21 protein-coding genes are annotated in these 19,393 nt (G+C 65.1%); 12 read left to right on the top strand and 9 right to left on the bottom strand.

Annotation, left to right across the window (positions count from 1 at the left end):
- Nucleotides 1–25: 25 nt before the first annotated feature.
- Nucleotides 26–877, top strand: coding sequence for a carbon-nitrogen hydrolase family protein (locus tag B447_RS07445; RefSeq protein WP_002938278.1), 852 nt, complete (start codon nt 26–28; stop codon nt 875–877).
- A 76-nt stretch (nt 878–953) separates the two neighbouring features.
- Complete coding sequence (gene tldD, locus B447_RS07440; protein WP_002924560.1) at nt 954–2,399, top strand: metalloprotease TldD; 1,446 nt, start codon at nt 954–956, stop codon at nt 2,397–2,399.
- Nucleotides 2,400–2,424: 25 nt separating this feature from the next.
- Here tldD and B447_RS07435 read toward each other — a convergent pair whose 3' ends face one another.
- The 4 genes from B447_RS07435 to B447_RS07420 form a co-directional block, all read right to left on the bottom strand.
- Complete coding sequence (locus B447_RS07435; protein WP_002924553.1) at nt 2,425–2,607, bottom strand: hypothetical protein; 183 nt, start codon at nt 2,605–2,607, stop codon at nt 2,425–2,427.
- Nucleotides 2,604–4,025, bottom strand: a complete 1,422-nt coding sequence (locus B447_RS07430) for a sigma 54-interacting transcriptional regulator (protein ID WP_002938275.1) — start codon at nt 4,023–4,025, stop codon at nt 2,604–2,606. The genes B447_RS07435 and B447_RS07430 overlap by 4 nt, the downstream gene beginning before the upstream one ends.
- Nucleotides 4,022–4,369, bottom strand: a complete 348-nt coding sequence (locus B447_RS07425) for a hypothetical protein (protein ID WP_002938272.1) — start codon at nt 4,367–4,369, stop codon at nt 4,022–4,024. Before B447_RS07425 ends, B447_RS07430 begins: the two co-directional genes overlap by 4 nt.
- A 157-nt stretch (nt 4,370–4,526) precedes the next feature.
- Nucleotides 4,527–5,942 (bottom strand): sensor histidine kinase, encoded by a 1,416-nt coding sequence (locus tag B447_RS07420; RefSeq protein ID WP_002938267.1) that lies wholly within the window; start codon nt 5,940–5,942, stop codon nt 4,527–4,529.
- A 371-nt stretch (nt 5,943–6,313) separates the two neighbouring features.
- On the opposite strand from B447_RS07420, the gene B447_RS07415 reads away from it, so the two are divergent.
- Complete coding sequence (locus B447_RS07415; protein ID WP_002938264.1) at nt 6,314–6,910, top strand: bactofilin family protein; 597 nt, start codon at nt 6,314–6,316, stop codon at nt 6,908–6,910.
- Nucleotides 6,911–6,938: 28 nt separating this feature from the next.
- Here B447_RS07415 and B447_RS07410 read toward each other — a convergent pair whose 3' ends face one another.
- Nucleotides 6,939–7,595, bottom strand: a complete 657-nt coding sequence (locus tag B447_RS07410; protein WP_002938261.1) for a lytic transglycosylase domain-containing protein — start codon at nt 7,593–7,595, stop codon at nt 6,939–6,941.
- A gap of 17 nt (nt 7,596–7,612) precedes the next feature.
- Nucleotides 7,613–9,361 carry a proline--tRNA ligase gene (locus B447_RS07405; RefSeq protein ID WP_002938258.1) on the bottom strand — a complete coding sequence of 583 codons (1,749 nt, stop codon included), beginning with the start codon at nt 9,359–9,361 and terminating at the stop codon, nt 7,613–7,615.
- 170 nt (nt 9,362–9,531) lie between these two features.
- Here B447_RS07405 and B447_RS07400 point away from each other — a divergent pair, with 170 nt between their 5' ends.
- The 3 genes from B447_RS07400 (at nt 9,532) to coq7 (ending at nt 11,350) form a co-directional block, all read left to right on the top strand.
- Nucleotides 9,532–10,098, top strand: a complete 567-nt coding sequence (locus B447_RS07400) for an RNA pyrophosphohydrolase (RefSeq protein WP_002938255.1) — start codon at nt 9,532–9,534, stop codon at nt 10,096–10,098.
- 101 nt (nt 10,099–10,199) lie between these two features.
- Complete coding sequence (locus B447_RS07395) at nt 10,200–10,730, top strand: CNP1-like family protein (protein ID WP_002938254.1); 531 nt, start codon at nt 10,200–10,202, stop codon at nt 10,728–10,730.
- On the top strand, nt 10,730–11,350 hold the full coding sequence (coq7, locus tag B447_RS07390) for a 2-polyprenyl-3-methyl-6-methoxy-1,4-benzoquinone monooxygenase (protein ID WP_002938253.1): 621 nt from the start codon (nt 10,730–10,732) through the stop codon (nt 11,348–11,350). The genes B447_RS07395 and coq7 overlap by 1 nt, the downstream gene beginning before the upstream one ends.
- 40 nt (nt 11,351–11,390) lie before the next feature.
- Here the strand turns inward: coq7 and B447_RS07385 are convergent, their stop codons facing one another.
- Nucleotides 11,391–11,810 (bottom strand): OsmC family protein, encoded by a 420-nt coding sequence (locus B447_RS07385; RefSeq protein WP_002924535.1) that lies wholly within the window; start codon nt 11,808–11,810, stop codon nt 11,391–11,393.
- A gap of 627 nt (nt 11,811–12,437) precedes the next feature.
- Here B447_RS07385 and rplM point away from each other — a divergent pair.
- From rplM to erpA, 4 genes are all read left to right on the top strand, one after another.
- A complete protein-coding gene (rplM, locus tag B447_RS07380; RefSeq protein WP_002924531.1) occupies nt 12,438–12,866 on the top strand; it encodes a 50S ribosomal protein L13 in 429 nt (142 codons plus the stop codon).
- 11 nt (nt 12,867–12,877) lie between these two features.
- Nucleotides 12,878–13,270, top strand: a complete 393-nt coding sequence (gene rpsI, locus B447_RS07375; protein WP_002924528.1) for a 30S ribosomal protein S9 — start codon at nt 12,878–12,880, stop codon at nt 13,268–13,270.
- A gap of 196 nt (nt 13,271–13,466) precedes the next feature.
- Entirely contained in the window at nt 13,467–14,504 is a 1,038-nt protein-coding gene (gene argC, locus B447_RS07370) for an N-acetyl-gamma-glutamyl-phosphate reductase (protein ID WP_002938252.1), read from the top strand.
- Nucleotides 14,505–14,597: 93 nt separating this feature from the next.
- Nucleotides 14,598–14,948, top strand: a complete 351-nt coding sequence (erpA, locus tag B447_RS07365; RefSeq protein WP_002924524.1) for an iron-sulfur cluster insertion protein ErpA — start codon at nt 14,598–14,600, stop codon at nt 14,946–14,948.
- Between the two features lie 81 nt (nt 14,949–15,029).
- On the opposite strand, the gene B447_RS07360 is transcribed toward erpA, so the two are convergent.
- A complete protein-coding gene (locus tag B447_RS07360; RefSeq protein WP_002938251.1) occupies nt 15,030–16,352 on the bottom strand; it encodes a M23 family metallopeptidase in 1,323 nt (440 codons plus the stop codon).
- A 90-nt stretch (nt 16,353–16,442) separates the two neighbouring features.
- Between B447_RS07360 and tyrS the strand changes: the two genes are divergently transcribed.
- The gene (gene tyrS, locus B447_RS07355; RefSeq protein ID WP_002938250.1) at nt 16,443–17,642 is read left to right on the top strand and encodes a tyrosine--tRNA ligase; all 1,200 of its coding nucleotides are present in this window, start codon (nt 16,443–16,445) and stop codon (nt 17,640–17,642) included.
- A 40-nt stretch (nt 17,643–17,682) separates the two neighbouring features.
- A complete protein-coding gene (murI, locus tag B447_RS07350; RefSeq protein WP_002938248.1) occupies nt 17,683–18,495 on the top strand; it encodes a glutamate racemase in 813 nt (270 codons plus the stop codon).
- A gap of 42 nt (nt 18,496–18,537) precedes the next feature.
- On the opposite strand, the gene B447_RS07345 is transcribed toward murI, so the two are convergent.
- Complete coding sequence (locus B447_RS07345; protein ID WP_198291756.1) at nt 18,538–19,392, bottom strand: sulfurtransferase; 855 nt, start codon at nt 19,390–19,392, stop codon at nt 18,538–18,540.
- Nucleotide 19,393: the final 1 nt, after the last annotated feature.

Genomic DNA, 19,393 nt, shown 5'->3' with positions numbered 1-19,393 from the left:
TGCGACTTGTCCTCGAGTACGCTATATGACCATTACCAAGCCTGCCGAATCTGTCGAAGCCGCCCTGCCTGAGGCGCCCGTCCGCATCGCCGCCGTGCAGACCGTGTCGGGCCCCGATGTCGACGCCAACCTGAAGGCCGTGGATGCGTTGATTGCCGAGGCCGCGGCGGAGGGTGCGTGTCTGGTCGCCCTGCCCGAGTATTTTCCGCTCATCAGCAGCGACGAGATGGCCAAGGTGCGCATCCGTGAAGCCGAGGGTGAGGGGCCGTTGCAGTCCTTTCTGGCCGATGCCGCGCGTCGCCATGGGGTCTGGCTGGTCGGCGGCACGATCCCGCTGCAGGCCGAGGTACAGGACAAGGTACGCAACAGCACCCTGGTGTTCGATGCCCAGGGCCGGCTTGCCGCGCGCTATGACAAGATTCATCTGTTCGGCTTTCAGCGTGCCGAGGAGCGCTACGACGAGGCTGCCACCATCGAGCCGGGCAGCACGCCGTGCTGCTTCGACTCTCCAGCCGGACGCACGGCCTTGTCGGTGTGCTACGACCTGCGCTTCCCCGAGCTTTTTCGTGCCATGGGCGAGCTTGACCTGATCGTCCTGCCTGCCGCCTTCACGTACACGACGGGGAGAGCGCACTGGGAGGTTCTGTTGCGCGCGCGCGCGATCGAGAACCAGTGCTACGTCATGGCGCCGGCCCAGGGCGGTCGCCACCCCAACGGGCGCGTCACCTGGGGGCACAGCATGATCATTGACCCCTGGGGCGAGGTGCTCGCCTGTCGCGAGGTCGGCGAAGGGGTCGTTGTCTCCGAACTGGATCCTGCGCGCATCGCTGCGGTGCGCGAGAGCCTGCCTGCGCTGCGTCACCGCCGCCTGGGCTGAGCATGCACTCCTTTAATCCCGAAGATCGTTTTGGTGTGGGGCCGGTCAACGCTGGCGACACCTGCAAGGAATTCCAATGAGCAAGTCCCAGAATCCACTCAAGGTCGCCGACCGTTACCTGCTCTCGCCGTATGGCTTGGGCGAGGCCGAGCTCGAGAAGACCTTCCGCAAGCTGATGCGCCACGATATCGACTTTGCCGACCTGTACTTCCAGTATCAGCGCTCGGAGGCCTGGAGTCTGGAAGAGGGTATCGTCAAGTCGGGCAGTTTCGACATCGAGCAGGGCGTGGGTGTGCGCGCGATCAGCGGCGAGAAGACAGCGTTCGCCTATTCCGACGACATTTCGCTTGATGCCCTGGTCGGCGCTGCCACGGCTACCCGTGCCATCGCCGCCGCAGGCGAGCGGCGCAAGGTGGATATGCGTGCGCACAAGCTCAAGCGCCGCCTTTACCGCGCTGACGACCCGCTCGACTCGCTGGACGACACCGCCAAGGTGCGCCTGCTCGAACGCCTCGAGCGCTTTGCTCGTGCGGAGGATCCCCGCGTCACCCAGGTCATGGCCCATGTTGCCGGCTCGTGGGAGGTAGTGATGGTGGCGCGCAGCGATGGTCATATGGCTGCGGACGTTCGGCCGCTGGTGCGGGTGTCGATCACCGTCATCATGGAGGAGGACGGTCGCCGCGAGCAGGGTAGCGGCGGCGGCGGCGGCCGTTACGATTACGGTTATTTCTGCGACGATCGCCTGCACGACTATGCGCGCGCGGCGGTGCATCAGGCCCGCGTCAACCTTGGCGCCGACCCGGCACCGGCCGGCACCATGCCGGTGGTGCTGGGGCCGGGCTGGCCGGGCATCCTGTTGCACGAGGCCATCGGCCACGGTCTGGAGGGGGACTTCAACCGCAAGGGTAGCTCGGCCTTCTCGGGGCGGATCGGCCAGCAGGTGGCGGCGAAAGGCGTTACCGTGGTCGATGACGGCACGCTGCAGGACCGGCGCGGTTCGCTGTCGATCGATGACGAGGGCAACCCGACCGAACGCACGGTGCTCATCGAGGACGGCATTCTTACCGGCTACATGCAGGACATGATGAATGCGCGCCTGATGGGCATGCCGCTGACCGGCAACGGCAGGCGCGAGTCCTTCGCCCATCTGCCCTTGCCGCGCATGACCAACACCTACATGCTCAATGGCGACAAGGACCCCGAAGAGATCATCCGATCGGTGAAGAAGGGGCTGTATGCCGCAAACTTTGGCGGCGGCCAGGTGGACATCACCTCGGGCAAGTTCGTGTTCTCGACCGCCGAAGCCTACCTGATCGAGAACGGCAAGGTGACGCGCCCGGTCAAGGGGGCGACTCTGATCGGCAACGGTCCGGATGCGCTGACCAAGGTCAAGATGATCGGTAACGACATGATGCTCGACCCGGGCGTCGGCACCTGCGGCAAGGATGGCCAGAGCGTGCCGGTGGGCGTCGGTCAGCCGACGCTGCGGATCGACGGTCTTACCGTGGGCGGCACGGCCTGAAGCGGGCCGCCCACGGTTGGAGCGTTCAGGTCGAGGTCGGCTTCTGCGGCGTGCTGCCGTCGGCGCCGGCCTTCTTGTCGTCGGCGCAGCTATTGGCGGTGACTTGTGGCGCTGCCGCCTGCGGGCCTGCCGCGATCACGGGGCTATGCACCGACCAGGCCAGTGCGGTGGTGGCGAGGATGGTGGTTACGGTCTGACGCATGCTCATGCGGGTCTCCTTGAAGGGCAGCGGGTTTGTTCTTCGTCTGGCTGGTTCTCGGCGCGGAACGGCTCCGGCCTGAGCCCATGGCGCTGCAGCAGCCGGTAGAACTCGGTGCGGTTGCGATCTGCCAAGCGTGCAGCATCGGTGACGTTACCCGCGGTAAGTTTCAAAAGCTGTATCAGGTAGTTTCGCTCGAAGCGCTGTTTGGCCTCGGCATAGCTCAAGGCTTCGATCGGTTGTGCGCGCAACGCGCGCTCGACGAGGCTGCGCGGGACCAGGGGCGTGGTGCTGAGGGCACAGACCTGCTCGACCACGTTGTGGAGCTGGCGCACATTGCCCGGCCATTGGCTGATGGCCAGTGTCTCGAGCGCGTCGGCGGCGAATCCATTCACGTCCTTGCCATAGCGCCTGGCCAGTGTGCGCAGGAAATGCTCGGCGAGCAGCGGGATGTCCTCGCGACGCTCGGCAAGCGGCGGAAGGTCTAGGCTGACGACATTGATCCGGTAGTAGAGGTCCTCGCGAAACTGGCCGTTGCCCAGCGCGTCTTCCAGATTGCGGTGCGTGGCCGACAGGATGCGAAGGTTTACCGGACTCGCCTGCGTGCTGCCGACCGGCCGTACTGCGCGCTCCTGCAGGACACGCAGCAGCTTGATCTGCAGTGCGGGCGGCATGTCGCCGATTTCGTCGAGGAACAGGGTGCCGCCGTCTGCCGCCTGGATCAGGCCGGCGTGGGTTGAGGTGGCTCCGGTAAACGCCCCGCGTACATGCCCGAAAAGCTCGGATTCGAGCAGTTGGTCCGGGATTGCCCCGCAGTTGATCGCTACGAAGGGGCCTTGCGCGCGCGCGCTGGCGTTGTGGATTGCGCGTGCGAGGAGTTCCTTGCCGGTGCCGCTCTCACCCAGGATCAGGACGCTGGCGTCGGAAGCCGCGACCAGTCTCGCCTCGGCGAGCAGCGCGCGCATGCGGCTGCTGCGGCTGATGATGGCCTTGCACCAGTCGGCCCGGTCCCCTTCGGCAATGCTTGTCGAGGAGGCGTTTCCGAGCGCTTTGGCAATGCGGTCGAGCAGGGCCTGGCCGTCGAACGGTTTGGTCAGATAGTCGGCGACGCCGCGTGTCGTCGCGTCCACCGCGTCCGGGATGCTTCCGTGTGCGGTGATCATGATCACCGGCAGCGCGGGGTGGTGGCGCCGGATGTCTTCGAACAGCGTGAGGCCGTCGCCGTCGGGCAGGCGGACGTCGCTGAGGACGAGGTCGAAGGTCTCCATGGCCAGGCGCGCGTGCGCCGAGGCGATGCTGCATGCCGTGCTTACCCGATAGCCGTTGGCCTTGAGCCGCATCGACAGCAGGCGCAGCAGATCGGTGTCGTCATCGATGAGCAGCAGGCGTGCGGCGGCAGGGATCGGAGCTGTCGCCCTGGCGCTCATCGCGGAGCGAGGCCATTCTGACCGTAGGGTGGAACGCTCGAGGGCGCAGGCAGCGTGCGCTCTATTGCAGTCAGGGCATCGAGTTTGCGCTGCAACTCGGCCGCGTGCCTGCGGCTCGTGGCGAGCTCGCCCTTGTGCGTTTCGATTTCGCGCTCCAGGCGTTCGAGCTGGGCGGCCTGGCGTTGGCGTTCGCGGATCTGGGTGAGCAGAGCGCGTGCAAAGGGGTGATGGGCGCGCGCCTCGGTGCTGTCGTCCTCCAGCAGGTGCTCGAGCTGGCGGCGTGCTTCATTGAGCCGCGCGCGGTCGGGCTGGCTGGCCTGTACTGCTGCGTGCAGCCGATTCATGGCTGCCTGCTCGGATGGGGGCGCCTCCTCAGTGACCGTTGTTGCGTGCGGTGCGTCCCGGCCCGGAAGGTTCGTGCAGGCAGCAAGGGCAATGCATGCGAGGACGAGTGAGAGTGCGTGCCGTAGGCGCGCAGTCGGGTGTCGGTGCGGGTGTGCATCATGCATGGGGGAGCTCCAGCTGGAAGTGTGCGCCCTGCGGACTCGGCAGGGCCCTGGCGTACCCGCCATGCGCGGCGACGAACTCGCGCACGATGGCCAGCCCGATGCCGCTGCCCTTGGTGCTTGCGGTGCTGCTGCGGCTGCCGCGGAAGAAGGGTTCGAAGATCCGCTCAAGTTCCTCTTCGGCGACGCCCGGTCCGTCGTCGCGGCAGTCGATGATGACTTGAGGCTCCTGGACCTGGACATCGATGCGGATGCGGCCGTGCTCGGGACTGAAGCGGATTGCGTTGGCGATGAGGTTCGACAAGGCGATGCGCAGCTTGCTGACGTCGGCCGAAAGGATCGGCGCGTCACCTTCGATCCGAACCTCCAGCTTGTGCGCCTGGATGAGGAGCTGATGCTCGCTTACGACCTCGGACAGCAGCGGCAGCAGGGCAGTTGGCTTGCGGTCCAGGCGGCGCGCATCGAACTGGGTGGCGTTGTAGTGCAGGAGCTGTTCGATGCGCTCCTGCAGTGCGCGTGCACTGCTGTCCAGGATGCCGGCAACTTCGCGCTGTTCGGCGTTGAGTCGACCGAGGATGCCGTCGCTGAGTAGGGCGACCCCTTCGCGTAGGGACGCGAGTGGGGTCTTGAGCTCGTGCGAGACGTGGCGCAGAACCCGATTTCGGTTGGCTTCGAGTTCGGCCAGCCGCTGGCGCAGCCAGTCCAGGTGCTCGCCGAGTTGGCGCAAGTCGGCGGGTCCGCCGATGCGGATGGGCGATTCGAGATGGTTGTCGCCGAGTGCGGCGATGGCGCGTTCCATACGCGCGAGTGGACGCAGCAGCCACCATGATGTGAGCGCCGCGAGTACGCCCGCAAGTGCGACCGCCGCGAGAATGTGCTGGGCGAGCAGGTGCCGGCGGTACTCGAGCTCTGCCAGGAGGTCCTCGCTCTCACGCGCAAGACGCGCCTGGATGGTGCGCTCTACAGCCTCGCTCACCTGGCTCAGGGCGAGGAAGTCGGCGCTGAAGTCCGCTGCGGCTTGAGCGCCGCTCCCGTCGGGGGTGGTTTCGAGGCCTCGTTCGATGGCGGCTGCCAGGGCACGCCATTCGCCGACTGGCGCAGCAAGCCCTTGCGCACTGGCCTCGAGCGTGTCCAGAGCAAGGTGCGCTTCACTGAGGGCGTCGTCGAAGCGCTGCCGCAAGGCAGGTTCGCCCAGCACGAGGTACTGGCGGGCGCTGCGTTCCAGGTCCACTGAGCGCTCGCCGAGTACGCGTGAGGCGGCGGTGAGCGCCAGGGCGTTGCGCTTGCCGTCGTGGATCGAGCGCGCAAGCGCCTCCAGACTGAGCCATCCGCTCACTGCCGCGGCAGCCAGCACGCCCGCGATCAGTAGGAAGGCGGTGAGCATGGTGCTGCGAAACGAAGGGCGGAACATGGGCAGGCGGTCCCGGGAGGCTGAAGGGGAAGATGCCGTCGGCAAACGCGGGAGTGTAGGTCAGTCAGCCGAGGGCGGCGCGGACGCAAATGCAAGGTGAAGTAACGTCCGGCGCAGGAAGGCCTGTCGGTTGTCGCCTGCAAGCGACAGGGAGATTCGTTGCGCGATCAGGGGGATGGCGCTGGCAGGAGGGCATCGTGTCGGGCTGCAGCGACGCCAGCGCAGCTGCCCTGGGTTGGGAATGGGCTCGGGAATGAGCTGCAGGTTATTGAACTGCCTGCGGAAAGTGCCTGTGGCGAGGAGCCCGGCACGTTCCATGCTCATGGCTGACGATGGCAGCACAAGGACTGCATCAACCTCAAGGAGTCAGCATGTTCAACAAGCCCAATCTGTTTCACAAGACAGCCGAGATGCCTGCAGCCCGCAGCCCGCGTCCTCTTGGTGGTGCGGTCAGCGCACGGCCAGTGAGCCCGGAGATGCCGGCGACGCCAGCGGCTGCCGATGTCGCCGCAAGCGAGGCGGTCTCGGCAGCTCAAGGTAACGCGGTCGAGGCGGCGACGGCAGTGCCGACGGAGCGCAGCGGCGAGAGCCGCTTGATCGTCGGCCCCGACGTCAAGCTGAAGGGGGCCGAGATCCTTGATTGCGATACGCTCGTCGTCGAGGGGCGTGTCGAGGCCACCATGGACAGCCGCGTGCTTCGCATTGCCGAGGCGGGCGCCTACAAGGGCACGGTTGGTATCGACATTGCCGAGATCCATGGGCACTTCGAAGGAGAGCTGACCGCGCGCGTGCAATTGCTGATTCACTCGACCGGACGTGTCAGTGGCAAGATCCGCTACGGCAAGATCCTCATTGAAGAAGGGGGCGAGATCTCGGGCGACGTGCAGTCGCTGGTTGCGGGTGCGAAGGACGGGCTGCGCGCAGTGGAACGCACGGCCGATATGCGGCCCTTGGCCGCCGCTGGTTGACGCCGGCAGGCCCCGGCCGGTCCGGGGCTCAGCGCACTGCTGGCGTACCCGTATCCTGTCCGGCGGCAGCGAGTTGTTGCGGGTTCCAGCTCCAGTGCTGTTCCCACGCCGCGCGTACCAGGTTGGGATACTGCGCCTTGCCCAGGCTGCCGTTGTAGCGGCCCAGCGCGCGGAACAGGTCGCCCTTCTCGATGTCGAGGTAGTGGCGCAGGATGGTGCAGCCATAGCGCAGGTTGGTGCGCATGTGGAAGAGGTTGTCGTCCTCGCGGCCGATGACCTTGATCCAGAACGGCATCACCTGCATGTAGCCGCGTGCGCCCGCCGAGGAGATCGCGTACTTGCGGAAGGCGCTTTCGACCTGGATCAGGCCGAGCACCAGCTGGGGGTCGAGCCCGGCGCGGGTCGCCTCGTAGTGGATGCTGGTGAGGAGTTCCGTGCGGTAGACCTCGTCCGGGATCCGCCTGGCCAGCCGGCGCGACATCTCGGCGAGCCACTGTGCGCGTTCGCCGGCGTCCGGAATCGGCAGCATGGGGGCGGCAGCGTCGCTCACCGCGGCGTGCAGCGCAGCGCGGACACTGGCCGCCATGGGCTCGTACTGTTGTGCGCCGGCCTGCGCGCCGCCCGCTGCGAGCGCGAGCAGGCACGCGGCGGCAAGCTGGCGGAGCGGGGTGGGCAGGCGGCGCATTGCGGGCTCCCGGAGGCTCAACCCTGCTTGAGGCGGTCGAGCACGTGGCCGAGCACCTCGCCGACCGCCAGCTTGGCGGCGTCGGCATCGCGCCGGCCCTGGTATTCGACCACGCCTTCCTTGAGCCCGCGGTCGCCGATGGTGACGCGGTGCGGCACGCCGATGAGCTCCCAGTCGGCGAACATCACGCCGGGACGCTCGTCGCGGTCATCGAGGATGGCGTCGACACCGGTGGCGACGAGCGCGTCGTAGAGCTTCTGGGCCTCGTCGCGCACCGCCTGCGACTTGCCCCAGCCGACGGGGCAGATGACGACTTCGAAGGGGGCGATCGCGCGCGGCCAGATGATGCCGCGAGCGTCGTGGTTCTGCTCGATCGCGGCGCCCAGGATGCGGGTGACGCCGATGCCGTAGCAGCCCATCTCGAAGTGCTTGGGCTTGCCGTCCTCGTCGAGGAAGGTGGCGTTCATCGCCTTGGAGTACTTGGTGCCGAGATAGAACACGTGGCCGACCTCGATGCCGCGCTGGATGGCAAGCACGCCGCCGCCGTCGGGGCTGGGGTCGCCCTCGATCACGTTGCGGATGTCGGCCACCAGGTCGGGCTCGGGCAGATCGCGGCCCCAGTTGACACCGGTGAAGTGGAAGTCGGCGTCGTTGGCACCGCAGATGAAGTCGGCCATGTGGGCGACGGTACGGTCGGCGATGACCTTGACCGGCTTCTTCAGCCCGATGGGGCCGAGGTAGCCCGGCTTGCAGCCGAAGTGCTCGAGGATCTCGGCCTCGGTGGCGAAGCGGAAGCCGGACTTGAGGCCCGGAAGCTTGCCGGCCTTGACCTCGTTGAGCGCGTGGTCGCCGCGCACCAGCAGCAGCCACACGGTGACGCCGGCCGGCTTGCCCTTGTCGTCGATGTCGTCGGTCGCCAGCACCAGCGACTTCACCGTGGTGGCCAGCGGCACCTTGAGCAGTTCGGCAACGTCCTCGCAGGTGGCCTTGCCGGGTGTGGGGGTCTTCTCCAGCGCCTTGGCAGGTTCGGCACGGCGCGCGATCAAGGACACTGCTTCGGCGAGCTCGATGTTGGCGGCGTAGTCGGAGTCCGGGCAATAGACGATGGCGTCCTCGCCGGTGTCGGCGATGACCTGGAACTCGTGCGAACGATCGCCGCCGATAGCGCCGGTGTCGGCGGCCACCGCCCGGTATTCCAGGCCGATGCGGTCGAAGATGCGCTTGTAGGCGGCGAACATGATGTCGTAGCTGCGCCCGGCGGCTTCCTCGCTGCGGTCGAAGGAGTAGGCGTCCTTCATGGTGAATTCGCGCCCGCGCATGACGCCGAAGCGCGGCCGGCGCTCGTCGCGGAACTTGGTCTGGATCTGGTAGAAGTTCTTCGGCAGCTGGCGGTAGCTCTTCAGCTCCTGGCGCGCGATGTCGGTGACGACCTCCTCGGAGGTGGGCTGCAGCGCGAAATCGCGTTCGTGGCGGTCCTTGAAGCGCAGCAGCTCGTCGCCCATCTTGTCCCAGCGCCCGGTCTCGTTCCACAGTTCGGCGGGCTGCACCATCGGCATGGTCAGCTCCATGGCGCCGGCGCGGTCCATCTCCTCGCGGATGATGGTCTCGACCTTGCGGATGGCACGCAGGCCCATCGGCATGTAACTGTAGATGCCGGCGGCGACCTTGCGGATCATGCCGGCGCGCAGCATCAGCTTCTGGCTGACGACTTCGGCGTCCGACGGGGCTTCCTTGAGGGTGAACAGGTGGAACTGGCTGGCGCGCATGAGGGTCTTTTGCGTAGAAGGCGTTGTCGAGCGCGCGATTCTAGCGCATGGCGTGCATGACGATCGCGCGCTCGTCGTTCAGCGTAGGTGATGCACGGACATGGTGCGCTTTCAAACGGGGCGCAAGTGTGAAAAAATTGCCGTCAATAAACCGAATTTGAAGGTTCGACATGCTTGACCGTGAAGGCTTTCGCCCGAACGTCGGCATCATTCTGGTCAATTCGCGCAACGAGGTGTTCTGGGGCAAGCGCATTCGCGAACATTCCTGGCAGTTTCCGCAAGGTGGCATCAAGCACGGCGAGTCGCCGGAGCAGGCCATGTATCGGGAGTTGTTCGAGGAAGTCGGGTTGCGCCCGGAGCACGTCAAGATCCTCGGCCGCACGCGCGGCTGGCTGCGCTATGAGGTGCCGAAGCACTGGATACGGCGTGAATGGCGCAACACCTATCGTGGACAGAAGCAGATCTGGTTTCTGTTGCGTTTGGTGGGGCGGGATTCCGACGTGTGCCTGCGCGCGAGCTCTCATCCGGAATTCGATGCCTGGCGCTGGAGTGACTACTGGGTGCCGCTCGATGCGGTGATCGAATTCAAGCGTCAGGTCTACCAGATGGCGCTCATCGAGCTCGCTCGCATTCTCCATCGCTCGCGCGCATTCGAACTGCCCGAGCCCTACCGTCTGCCGGGCCTTGCAGAGCCGGCAGAGTTGGGGCCTCAAGGCTTGGGTGGGCCGGGCGCATAGATGTTGAATGCAGGCGTCGCCTGCGGGAAGCCTAAGGGGTGTGGCGCCTGCCGGCTTGCATGCGGGGCAGGCTGCTTGGTCCCAATGTGGAGATTGCACGTTTGAACTCGATTCTCCGTCGTATCGCCCCTGCGGGCCTGCTTGCCCTGGGTTGCTTTTCGGGGGGTGTTTCTGCAGGCCTGCTTTTTGACGCCGACCCGAACTGGAAAGAGAGCGAGGTGGTGATGCCTCCGCCCGTCGAGGAGTCGCGCCTCAGGGCGTTCTACGTCAGTGCGGCCACGCCCAATGCTTTTTTCGTCGACGAGGCCAGTCTCGCTGTTGGTGATGACGGCGTAGTGCGCTTCACGCTGGTCGTACGCACGCCCGGTGGGGCGCAGAACGTGACTTTCGAGGGGATCCGCTGCGCGACCGGTGAGCGTCGCCTGTACGCCACAGGCCGCGCGGATGGGTCTTGGGTGCCGGCGAGGAACGATACCTGGCAGCCGATCTCCGATAACACGTACAACCGCCCTCGCGCTGCCCTGGCGCAGGATTACCTGTGCGATGGCCCGGCCGCGCCCCGTAGTCGGCAGCATGCCTTGCAGCTGCTGCAACAGCGGCGCGACGTGATTCAGCCCTTCGGAGTCAGATAATGCTTGATCGTGCCATCATCGAGTTCGACAAGGCTTTGCGTACCGTGCTCGCACCGGCACGCAGCGTGCGTCCCGTGCCTGGTGAGGGAGTGCCGGATGCAATGCTTGACGACGCCGAGCGTCGGCACGCCGCAGCCCTCATGCGCATCAATCATGTTGGCGAGATCTGTGCGCAGGCTCTCTATCAAGGGCAGGCCATGATGTCGCGTGATCCGGCGATCCGCGACACCTTGCGTCAGGCTTCGCAGGAAGAGACCGAGCACCTGGCCTGGACCGAGCGCCGTATTGCAGAGTTGGGCGGGCGCAAGAGTCTGCTCAATCCGGTGTGGTACGGCGGGGCGCTCGCCCTTGGTCTGCTTGCCGGGCGTTTCGGCGATCGCTGGAACCTCGGTTTTCTGGCCGAGACCGAGCGCCAGGTGGAGCGCCATCTCAAGGGGCATCTGGAGACGCTGCCGGCTGACGATGCGCGTTCGCGTGCGATCGTGGAGCAGATGAAAGTCGACGAAGCCGAGCATGCGGACATGGCCGTGCGGCTGGGCGCACATGAACTTCCCGCGCCGGTGAAGGGGGCGATGAAGTTCGCGGCCAGGCTGATGACCACCGTGACCTATCGCGTTTGAGTCCACTGTGGACGCGTGGTGAGCGTCCACTCCATGGCGGTCAGTCGGCCTCGACGAGTTCCAGTTCGTGACTGATCTCGGCAGTCTTGCCGAGCATGATCGAGGCTGAGCAGTACTTCTCTGCGGAAAGGTGGATTGCGCGTTCGACGCTTTCGCGCTTGAGCTTGCGCCCGCTCACGGTATAGATGAAGCGGATGCGGGTGAATACCTTGGGGTCGGTGTCTGCGCGTTCGGCCTCGAGGCGCACGGTGCAGCCGCGCACGTCGTGCCGCCCACGCTTGAGGATCAGCACGACGTCGAAGGCCGTGCAGCCGCCTGCGCCCGCGAGCATGAGCTCCATCGGTCGAGGAGCGAGATTGCGGCCTCCCGCCTCAGGGGCGCCGTCCATCGTCACCATGTGCCCTGTTCCGGTCTCGGCGACGAAGCTCATCCCGTCAAGCCATTTGATCGTGCATTCCATTCGATTTTGCTCCTGGGGCTGTGCGCCCGATGTGTCCTGTCTGGCGGTAGTTGGGCCGCGATTTTATCGCAGTGCCGCAGGCTTGCGCGGTGAGCTTGGTCCTCAGCGGGGTTCCCTGTTCCGTCAGTGATTTGGATATGAGTGGTGCGGGGAGAGCAGGGGCGTGCCAGTGGCCAGTACGGCACCGTATTCATGCGGTGCACAAAAATAGACCGCACTGGAATCATGGGCTAGAGGTTCGAGCGCTTTGACTAGGCCGGGATGGGGTGAAAATTTGATATAAAACAATATACTGCTTTTCGATAAGGATACTCTATTGAACAATCAAAACAATTGTAGTGCAATGCACAAAAACTGCTTGCGCGAGGGGGTTCGTCTCGCCATAATTCGCCTCAGTCGGATCGCTGACGCGGCATCGAAGACGACGCGCCGATCCAAATGGTGTCTCCTCCACCCTCCTCCTTTGGTGTGGATTTAACGCAGTCCTAGCGGACTGCGTTTTTTTTGCTTGTTGTGCTCGCGTCAATCTGCAAGTTGAGATTGACACGCGGGCCATGTTCGCATTAGGATTGCGAGCTTTCCGTTTGACGGCCAAATCCAAGGGCCCGACAAAGATCGAGGATTCACATGAAGACGTTTTCCGCCAAGCCGCACGAGGTCAAGCGCGACTGGTTCGTTGTCGACGGCACGGATAAGGTGCTTGGCCGTCTCGCCGCCGAAGTCGCCCGTCGCCTCCGTGGCAAGCACAAGGCTATCTACACCCCGCACGTCGATACCGGCGACTTCATCGTCGTTGTCAACGTCGACAAGCTGCGCGTGACCGGTAACAAAGCGCAGGACAAGAAGTACTACCGTCACTCGGGTTACCCGGGCGGTATCTACGAAACCAACTTCACCAAGCTCCAGCAGCGCTTCCCCGAGCGTGTGCTCGAAAAGGCGGTGAAGGGCATGCTGCCGAAGGGCCCGCTGGGCTACGCCATGCTGAAGAAGCTGAAGTGCTATGCGGGGCCGTCGCATCCGCATACCGCTCAGCAGCCGCAAGTTCTCGAGATCTGAAGGAGCCGACAATGGCTGTGACTTACAACTACGGTACCGGCCGCCGCAAGACCGCGGTCGCTCGTGTGTTCATCAAGCCGGGTACCGGCAACATCGTCGTGAATGGCAAGCCGGTCGACGAGTTTTTCTCGCGTGAAACCGGTCGCATGATCGTGCGCCAGCCGCTGATCCTCACCGGCAACGAAGGCCGTTTCGACATCATGGTGAATGTCACCGGCGGTGGCGAGTCGGGTCAGGCTGGTGCTGTGCGCCACGGCATCACCCGTGCCTTGGTTGACTACAACGCCGAGCTCAAGGGTGATCTGCGTGCAGCAGGCTTCGTAACTCGCGATGCTCGTGAAGTCGAACGTAAGAAGGTCGGTCTGCGCAAGGCGCGCCGCGCGAAGCAGTTCTCGAAGCGCTGATCGTCTTTTTGTTGCCGTGTCTGCAGGAGCCGCCCCATGGGGCGGCTTTTGTGCTTTCTGCGGCACGCTTGACCCTGCCCGGTGCAGGGGCTTCGGGAAGAGCTTTGCCGGACGTTGTGACGTCGTCAGGCATGCGCGCACCGCAGCCGGCAGTGCGATAATCCGGCCCTGAGGTCTTTCGTTGCGAGGAGCAAGCATGATCAAGGTTGGAGTCGTTGGCGGTACCGGATATACCGGCGTCGAGCTGCTGCGTCTGCTGGCGCGGCATCCAGGGGTGGAGCTCACGGCGATCACCTCGCGTGGCGAGGCCGGCATGGCCGTGTCGGACATGTTCCCCAGTCTGCGTCGTCGGGTGAGTCTCAAGTTCGTCACGCCGCAGGATGCGGGCCTCGAGAAGTGCGACGCGGTCTTCTTTGCCACGCCGAACGGCATTGCAATGAAGCAGGCTGCGGAGCTCGTCGCCGCGGGTGTGCGTGTGATCGATCTGGCGGCGGATTTTCGTATCCGCGATGTTGCCGAGTGGCAGAAGTGGTACGGGATGGATCACGCCTCGCCCGAACTCGTCGCCGAGGCCGTGTATGGACTGCCGGAGGTCAATCGTGAGCAGATTCGCAGTGCGCGCGTGCTGGCCAACCCGGGGTGCTACCCGACTGCTGTCCAGCTGGGTTTTCTGCCGCTGGTCGAGGCGGGGCTCATCGATATCGGTCACTTGATCGCCGATGCCAAGTCGGGCGTGTCGGGCGCGGGGCGCAAGGCCGAGGTGCATACCCTGCTGCCTGAGGCAGCGGATTCATTCAAGGCCTACGGCGTGCCGGGTCATCGCCATCTGCCCGAGATCCGTCAGGGCCTCTCGCTCGCGGCTGGGCAGCAGGTCGGCCTGACCTTCGTGCCGCATCTGACGCCGATGATCCGTGGCATCCATGCCACCTTGTACGGGCGGCTCATGCCGGGTGTCGATGCATCTGACCTGCAAGGGCTGTACGAGCGGCGCTATGCGGGCGAGGCTTTCGTCGACGTGATGCCGGCGGGCAGCCATCCTGAAACCCGCTCCGTGCGTGCGTCGAACCTGTGCCGGATTGCCGTCCATCGGCCGCAGGGTGGTGACACCGTGGTGGTGCTGTCGGTCATCGATAACCTGGTCAAGGGTGCGGCCGGGCAGGCGGTGCAGAACCTAAACATCATGTTCGGCTTCGACGAGGACGCCGGCCTGGACATCGTTCCCGTCAGCCCTTGACGGGAACTTGGTATTCGGACGACGATCCGATTTGCACGGTAGCGTCGCGAAGAGCGCATCATTCGCGGCACACCCCCCAACAGAGGAGAAAACATGAGCGCAGAAGTTGAAACCCCCGATATCCTGGTCTTCACCGATAGCGCAGCGAACAAGGTCCGCGAGCTGATCGAGGAAGAGGGCAATCCGCAGCTCAAGCTGCGCGTCTTCGTCTCGGGCGGTGGCTGCTCGGGCTTTCAGTACGGCTTCACTTTCGACGAGGAAGTGAACGAGGACGATACGACCTATGAGAAGAACGGCGTGATGCTGTTGATCGACGCCATGAGCTATCAGTATCTCATCGGTGCAGAGATCGACTACACCGAAGGTCTTGAAGGTTCGCAGTTCGTCATCCGCAACCCGAATGCGACCAGCACCTGCGGCTGTGGTTCGTCTTTCTCGGCGTGAGACGTAGGCACTGCAAAATAAAACGGGGCGCCGCGGCGCCCCGTTTTATTTTGCAGCCCGCGCGCGGGCTGCGATCAGCATTCATTCAGCGCTGGCAAGCTCGTAGTTGAGCAGGGCGAAGCGATTGCGCAGCGGCGCGGTGTCGCGCTTGAAGGCGGCGAGTTCGCGCGCATTCAGCGTGTCTGCCATCGGCAGCGCCACGGTCATCGGATCTTGCGGCACCTTGTTGATGTGCACCTCGTAGTGAAGGTGGGGGCCGGTGCACCACCCAGTGCAGCCGACATAGCCAATCAGGTCGCCCTGGCTGATTGGCTGGCCTTTGCTCAGGCCCTTGGCGAAACCATTGAGATGGGCGTAGTGGGTGGTGATGCCATTGCGGTGCTTGAGCACGATGAGGTTGCCAAAGCCGCGCTGGCTGCCGACGAACTCGACGGTGCCGTCCGAGGTGGCTTTGATCGGAGTGCCGGTCGGTGCGGCAAAGTCGGTGCCGTTGTGGTTTCGCCAGCTGCGGTGGATCGGATGCAGGCGGCGGCCGAAGCTCGAGCTCACGCGCGAGAATTCCAGCGGTGAGCGCAGGAAGCCCTGCTGGAGGCTGCGGCCGTCGTCGCTGTAGTACTGCTCCTTGCCGCTCGGGCCGCGGTGGAGGACGACGGCGTGGCGCTCGCCCTTGTTGATGAATTCGGCGGCGACGATGCGGCCAGCGCGAACAGGGTTGCCTTCTTCGTAGATCGCTTCGTAAATGACGTTGAAGCGATCGCCCTTGCGCAGGTCGGTATGGAAGTCGATCCAGGTGCCGAAGATCGTCGCCAGTTGGGTGGCGACGTTGTCGGGTAGGCCGACCGCGTCGGTGGCGCCGAACAGGGAGTGCGTGATCGTGCCTGAACGCATCTCCGTCATCGTGACCTGGGTTTCCCCGCTGGACTCACGCAAGGCAAGCCCCTGATCGTTGCGCTCGAGCACCAGCTGCGTGCCGCTGTTGCCCATCGGCACGCTGAATGATGCGATGCGGCCATCGGGGGAGACGATGGCGGTGACCGAGCGCCCGGCGCGCAACTGGCGCACGGCCTGCTTGCCCTCTGCCGAGGCCGACAGGTGTGCGAGTGCCTCGGCGTCGTCGATATGCAGGCGGCTGAAAATGGACTGCAGGGTGTCTCCGGCCTGGATGCGCTCGCTGTACACGAAGGGGAGGTCGTTCTCCGCTTCGATCACCGCAACCGGCGCGGGCAGGCTTTCGACTACGCGCGCGAACTGGATGTCGGCCGTGTCGCTGCCCGGTGCAACTGCGGTCGCAGCCACAACGCCGAGCAGCGATGCCCCGGTGATGCCGGCGAGGAGCCAGCTGCGGGGGCGAAGAAGGAGCTGGGCCGGTAGATCGGCTAGAATTCGGGTCTTTCTGGCCTTCATGAGCGCTGTCCGCTGGAATGGGCGAAAAAAATTTGCCGAAGTTTAGCAAACTAATACCCTTGTTCGGGAAGGTATTTTTGGAGAAATTGAATGACTGATGTCCAGGCGGCGATCGAGCTGATCAAGCGCGGTACCGATGCACTGCTGATCGAGGCCGAGCTGGTCGAGAAGCTCAAGAGCGGCCGCCCGCTGAGGGTCAAGGCTGGCTTCGACCCGACTGCCCCCGACCTGCATCTTGGTCACACGGTCCTGATCAACAAGCTGCGCCATTTCCAGGAGCTCGGCCACCAGGTCCAGTTCCTGATCGGCGACTTCACCGGCATGATCGGCGACCCCAGCGGCAAGAACACCACGCGTCCGCCGCTGTCCCGTGAGCAGATCATGGAGAACGCCAGGACCTATCAGGACCAGGTGTTCAAGATCCTCGATCCCGAGCGCACCGAGATCTGCTTCAATTCGGCGTGGATGAACGATCTCGGCGCTGCAGGCATGATCCGCCTGGCCTCGCAGCAGACCGTGGCGCGCATGCTCGAGCGCGACGACTTCGCGCGCCGCTATGGCAACAACCAGCCGATCGCGATCCATGAGTTCCTCTATCCGCTGTGCCAGGGCTACGACTCGGTGGCGATGAAGGCAGACGTGGAGTTGGGCGGAACCGACCAGCGCTTCAACCTGCTGATGGGGCGCGAACTGCAGAAGCACTACGGCCAGGAGCCGCAGTGCGTGGTGATGGTGCCGCTGCTCGAGGGCCTGGACGGCGTCAACAAGATGTCGAAGTCGCTCGGCAACTACATTGGCATTGCCGAACCGGCGAAGGAGATTTTCGGCAAGACCATGTCGGTTTCCGACACGCTGATGTGGCGGTATTACGATCTGCTGTCCTTCCGCTCCAGTGCCGAGATCGCGCAACTGCGCGCCGACGTGGACGGCGGGCGCAATCCGCGTGACGTCAAGGTGATGCTGGCGATGGAGTTCGTCGCTCGTTTCCATGGCCAGCGCGCGGCTGACGAGGCGCTGGCCGACTTCGAGGCGCGCTTCCAGCGCAACGCGATCCCCGACGACATCCCGCAGGTCAATGTCAGCGTCGGCGCTGACGGCATGCCGCTGTTCCAGGTGCTCAAGCAGGCGGGGCTGACCGCCACCACGTCCGAAGCGATGCGCATGATCGGCCAGGGCGGGGTGCGCATCAACGGTGAGCGTGCCGAGGACAAGGCGCTGGTCTTGCGTGCCGGAGAAACGGTGGTGCTGCAGGTCGGCAAGCGCAAGTTCGCGTCGGTCGTGTTGTCGTGAGCCGCGCGTACCACGCCGCGGCCGCCGCTGGAGCACGCTTTTGAGCAAGCCTGAGGCTGCGCGTCCGATCGGCGTGTTCGACTCCGGGGTCGGTGGCTTGACCGTGGTGCGCGCCCTGATGGAGCGCCTGCCGCTGGAGAGCATCGTGTACTTCGGCGATACGGCGCGCGTGCCCTACGGCGTGAAGTCGGTTGCCACCATCGAGCACTTCACGGCACAGATCACCGAGTTCCTGCTGCAGCGCGAGGTCAAGATGCTGATCATCGCCTGCAACACGATGGCGGCGGTGGCGGCCGAGGTGGTGCATCGCCTCGCGGGCAGCGTCCCGGTGCTGGATGTAATCGAGGCCGGCGCGCGTGCGGCGGTGGCGAGCTCGACGGGGCGCCGCATCGGCGTCATCGGCACGCCGACGACGATCAACAGCAATGCCTATGCTCGGCGCATGCACGAGCTCGACAGTTCGGTGCGCGTGTATTCGCAGGCCTGCCCGTTGTTCGTGCCGCTGGTCGAGGAGGGCTGGCTGGACCACGAGGTGACGCGGCTGACGGCGCAGGAGTACCTGCGGCCTGTGCTGGCGGAAGAGGTCGACAGCCTGGTCCTTGGCTGCACCCACTACCCCTTGCTCAAGCCGCTGTTGCGAGATGTCGCGGGCCCGTCGGTGCGCCTCATCGATTCGGCGGTGACCACCGCCGAACTCGCGGCCGAGCGCCTGCAGCAGGCAGGCCTGATGCGCAGTGCCGGCGCGCGCGCGGGGTATCGGTTTGTCGTCAGCGACGTGCCGCTGCGCTTCCAGACCATTGGCGAGCGTTTTCTCGGGCGCTCGCTCGGCGCGGTGGAGAAGGTCGACTGGTGAAACATGCGATGTCCGCCCGCCTGCGCAGGCATGGCTTCGGCATCAAGCGCTGCCGCGCGCTACCGGTCGGCTGGGGTCCGCACACCACTCGCTCCACGATCCGGCATACAGGCGCGAGCCGGGCAGGCCTGCCGCCTCCATTGCGAGAGCATTGACGCACGCGGTCACCCCAGACCCGCATTGGTGGATCACCTGTCGCGGTCCGTGGGCGCCGAGCAGCGCGCCGAACTCTTCGCGTAGCACGGACGGCTGCTTGAAGCAGCCCTTGCTGTCGAGGTTGTCGCGAAAGAAGCGATTGATCGCGCCCGGGATATGGCCTCCCACCGGATCGAGCGCCTCGTTCTCGCCGCGGAAACGGTCCGGGCTGCGCGCGTCGATCAGCACCATATCTGCGCTGCCAAGGTGTTCGAGGACGTAGTCGGCGTCCACGCGCTCCGAGCGCAGCGACAGGGTATAGGTACGCTGTTGCGCTTCGGGCAGGGTGCTGTCCAGGGGCTGGCCGAGGCTCAGCCAGGATTGAAGGCCGCCGTCGAGAACAGCCACGCGGTGGTGGCCCAGCCAGCGCAGCAGCCACCACAGGCGGGCGGCGAACATGCCGCCTGCGTCATCGTAGGCCACCACCTGGCTGTGGTTCGAGACGCCGCATGCGGCCAGCCTGGCGGCCAGCCGGGCCGGATCTGGCAGGGGGTGGCGGCCGTTGCGTCCGGTCTTCGCGCTCGACAGGTCGTCGTCGAGGTCGAGGAAGAAGGCTCCCGGCACATGACCATCGAGGTAGGCCTGGTGGCCGAATGCCGGGTTGGCAAGGTCGAAGCGGCAGTCGAACACCACCCAGTCAGGGTCGTGCAGGCGTTGAGCCAGGTCGAGCGCCCCGATCAGGGTCGAATACGACGCGTTCATT

This window comes from Thauera sp. 27 (assembly GCF_000310125.2).
In the GTDB taxonomy this organism is placed as follows: Bacteria; Pseudomonadota; Gammaproteobacteria; order Burkholderiales; family Rhodocyclaceae; genus Thauera; species Thauera mechernichensis.
This window is presented reverse-complemented; position numbering and strand designations above follow the sequence as displayed.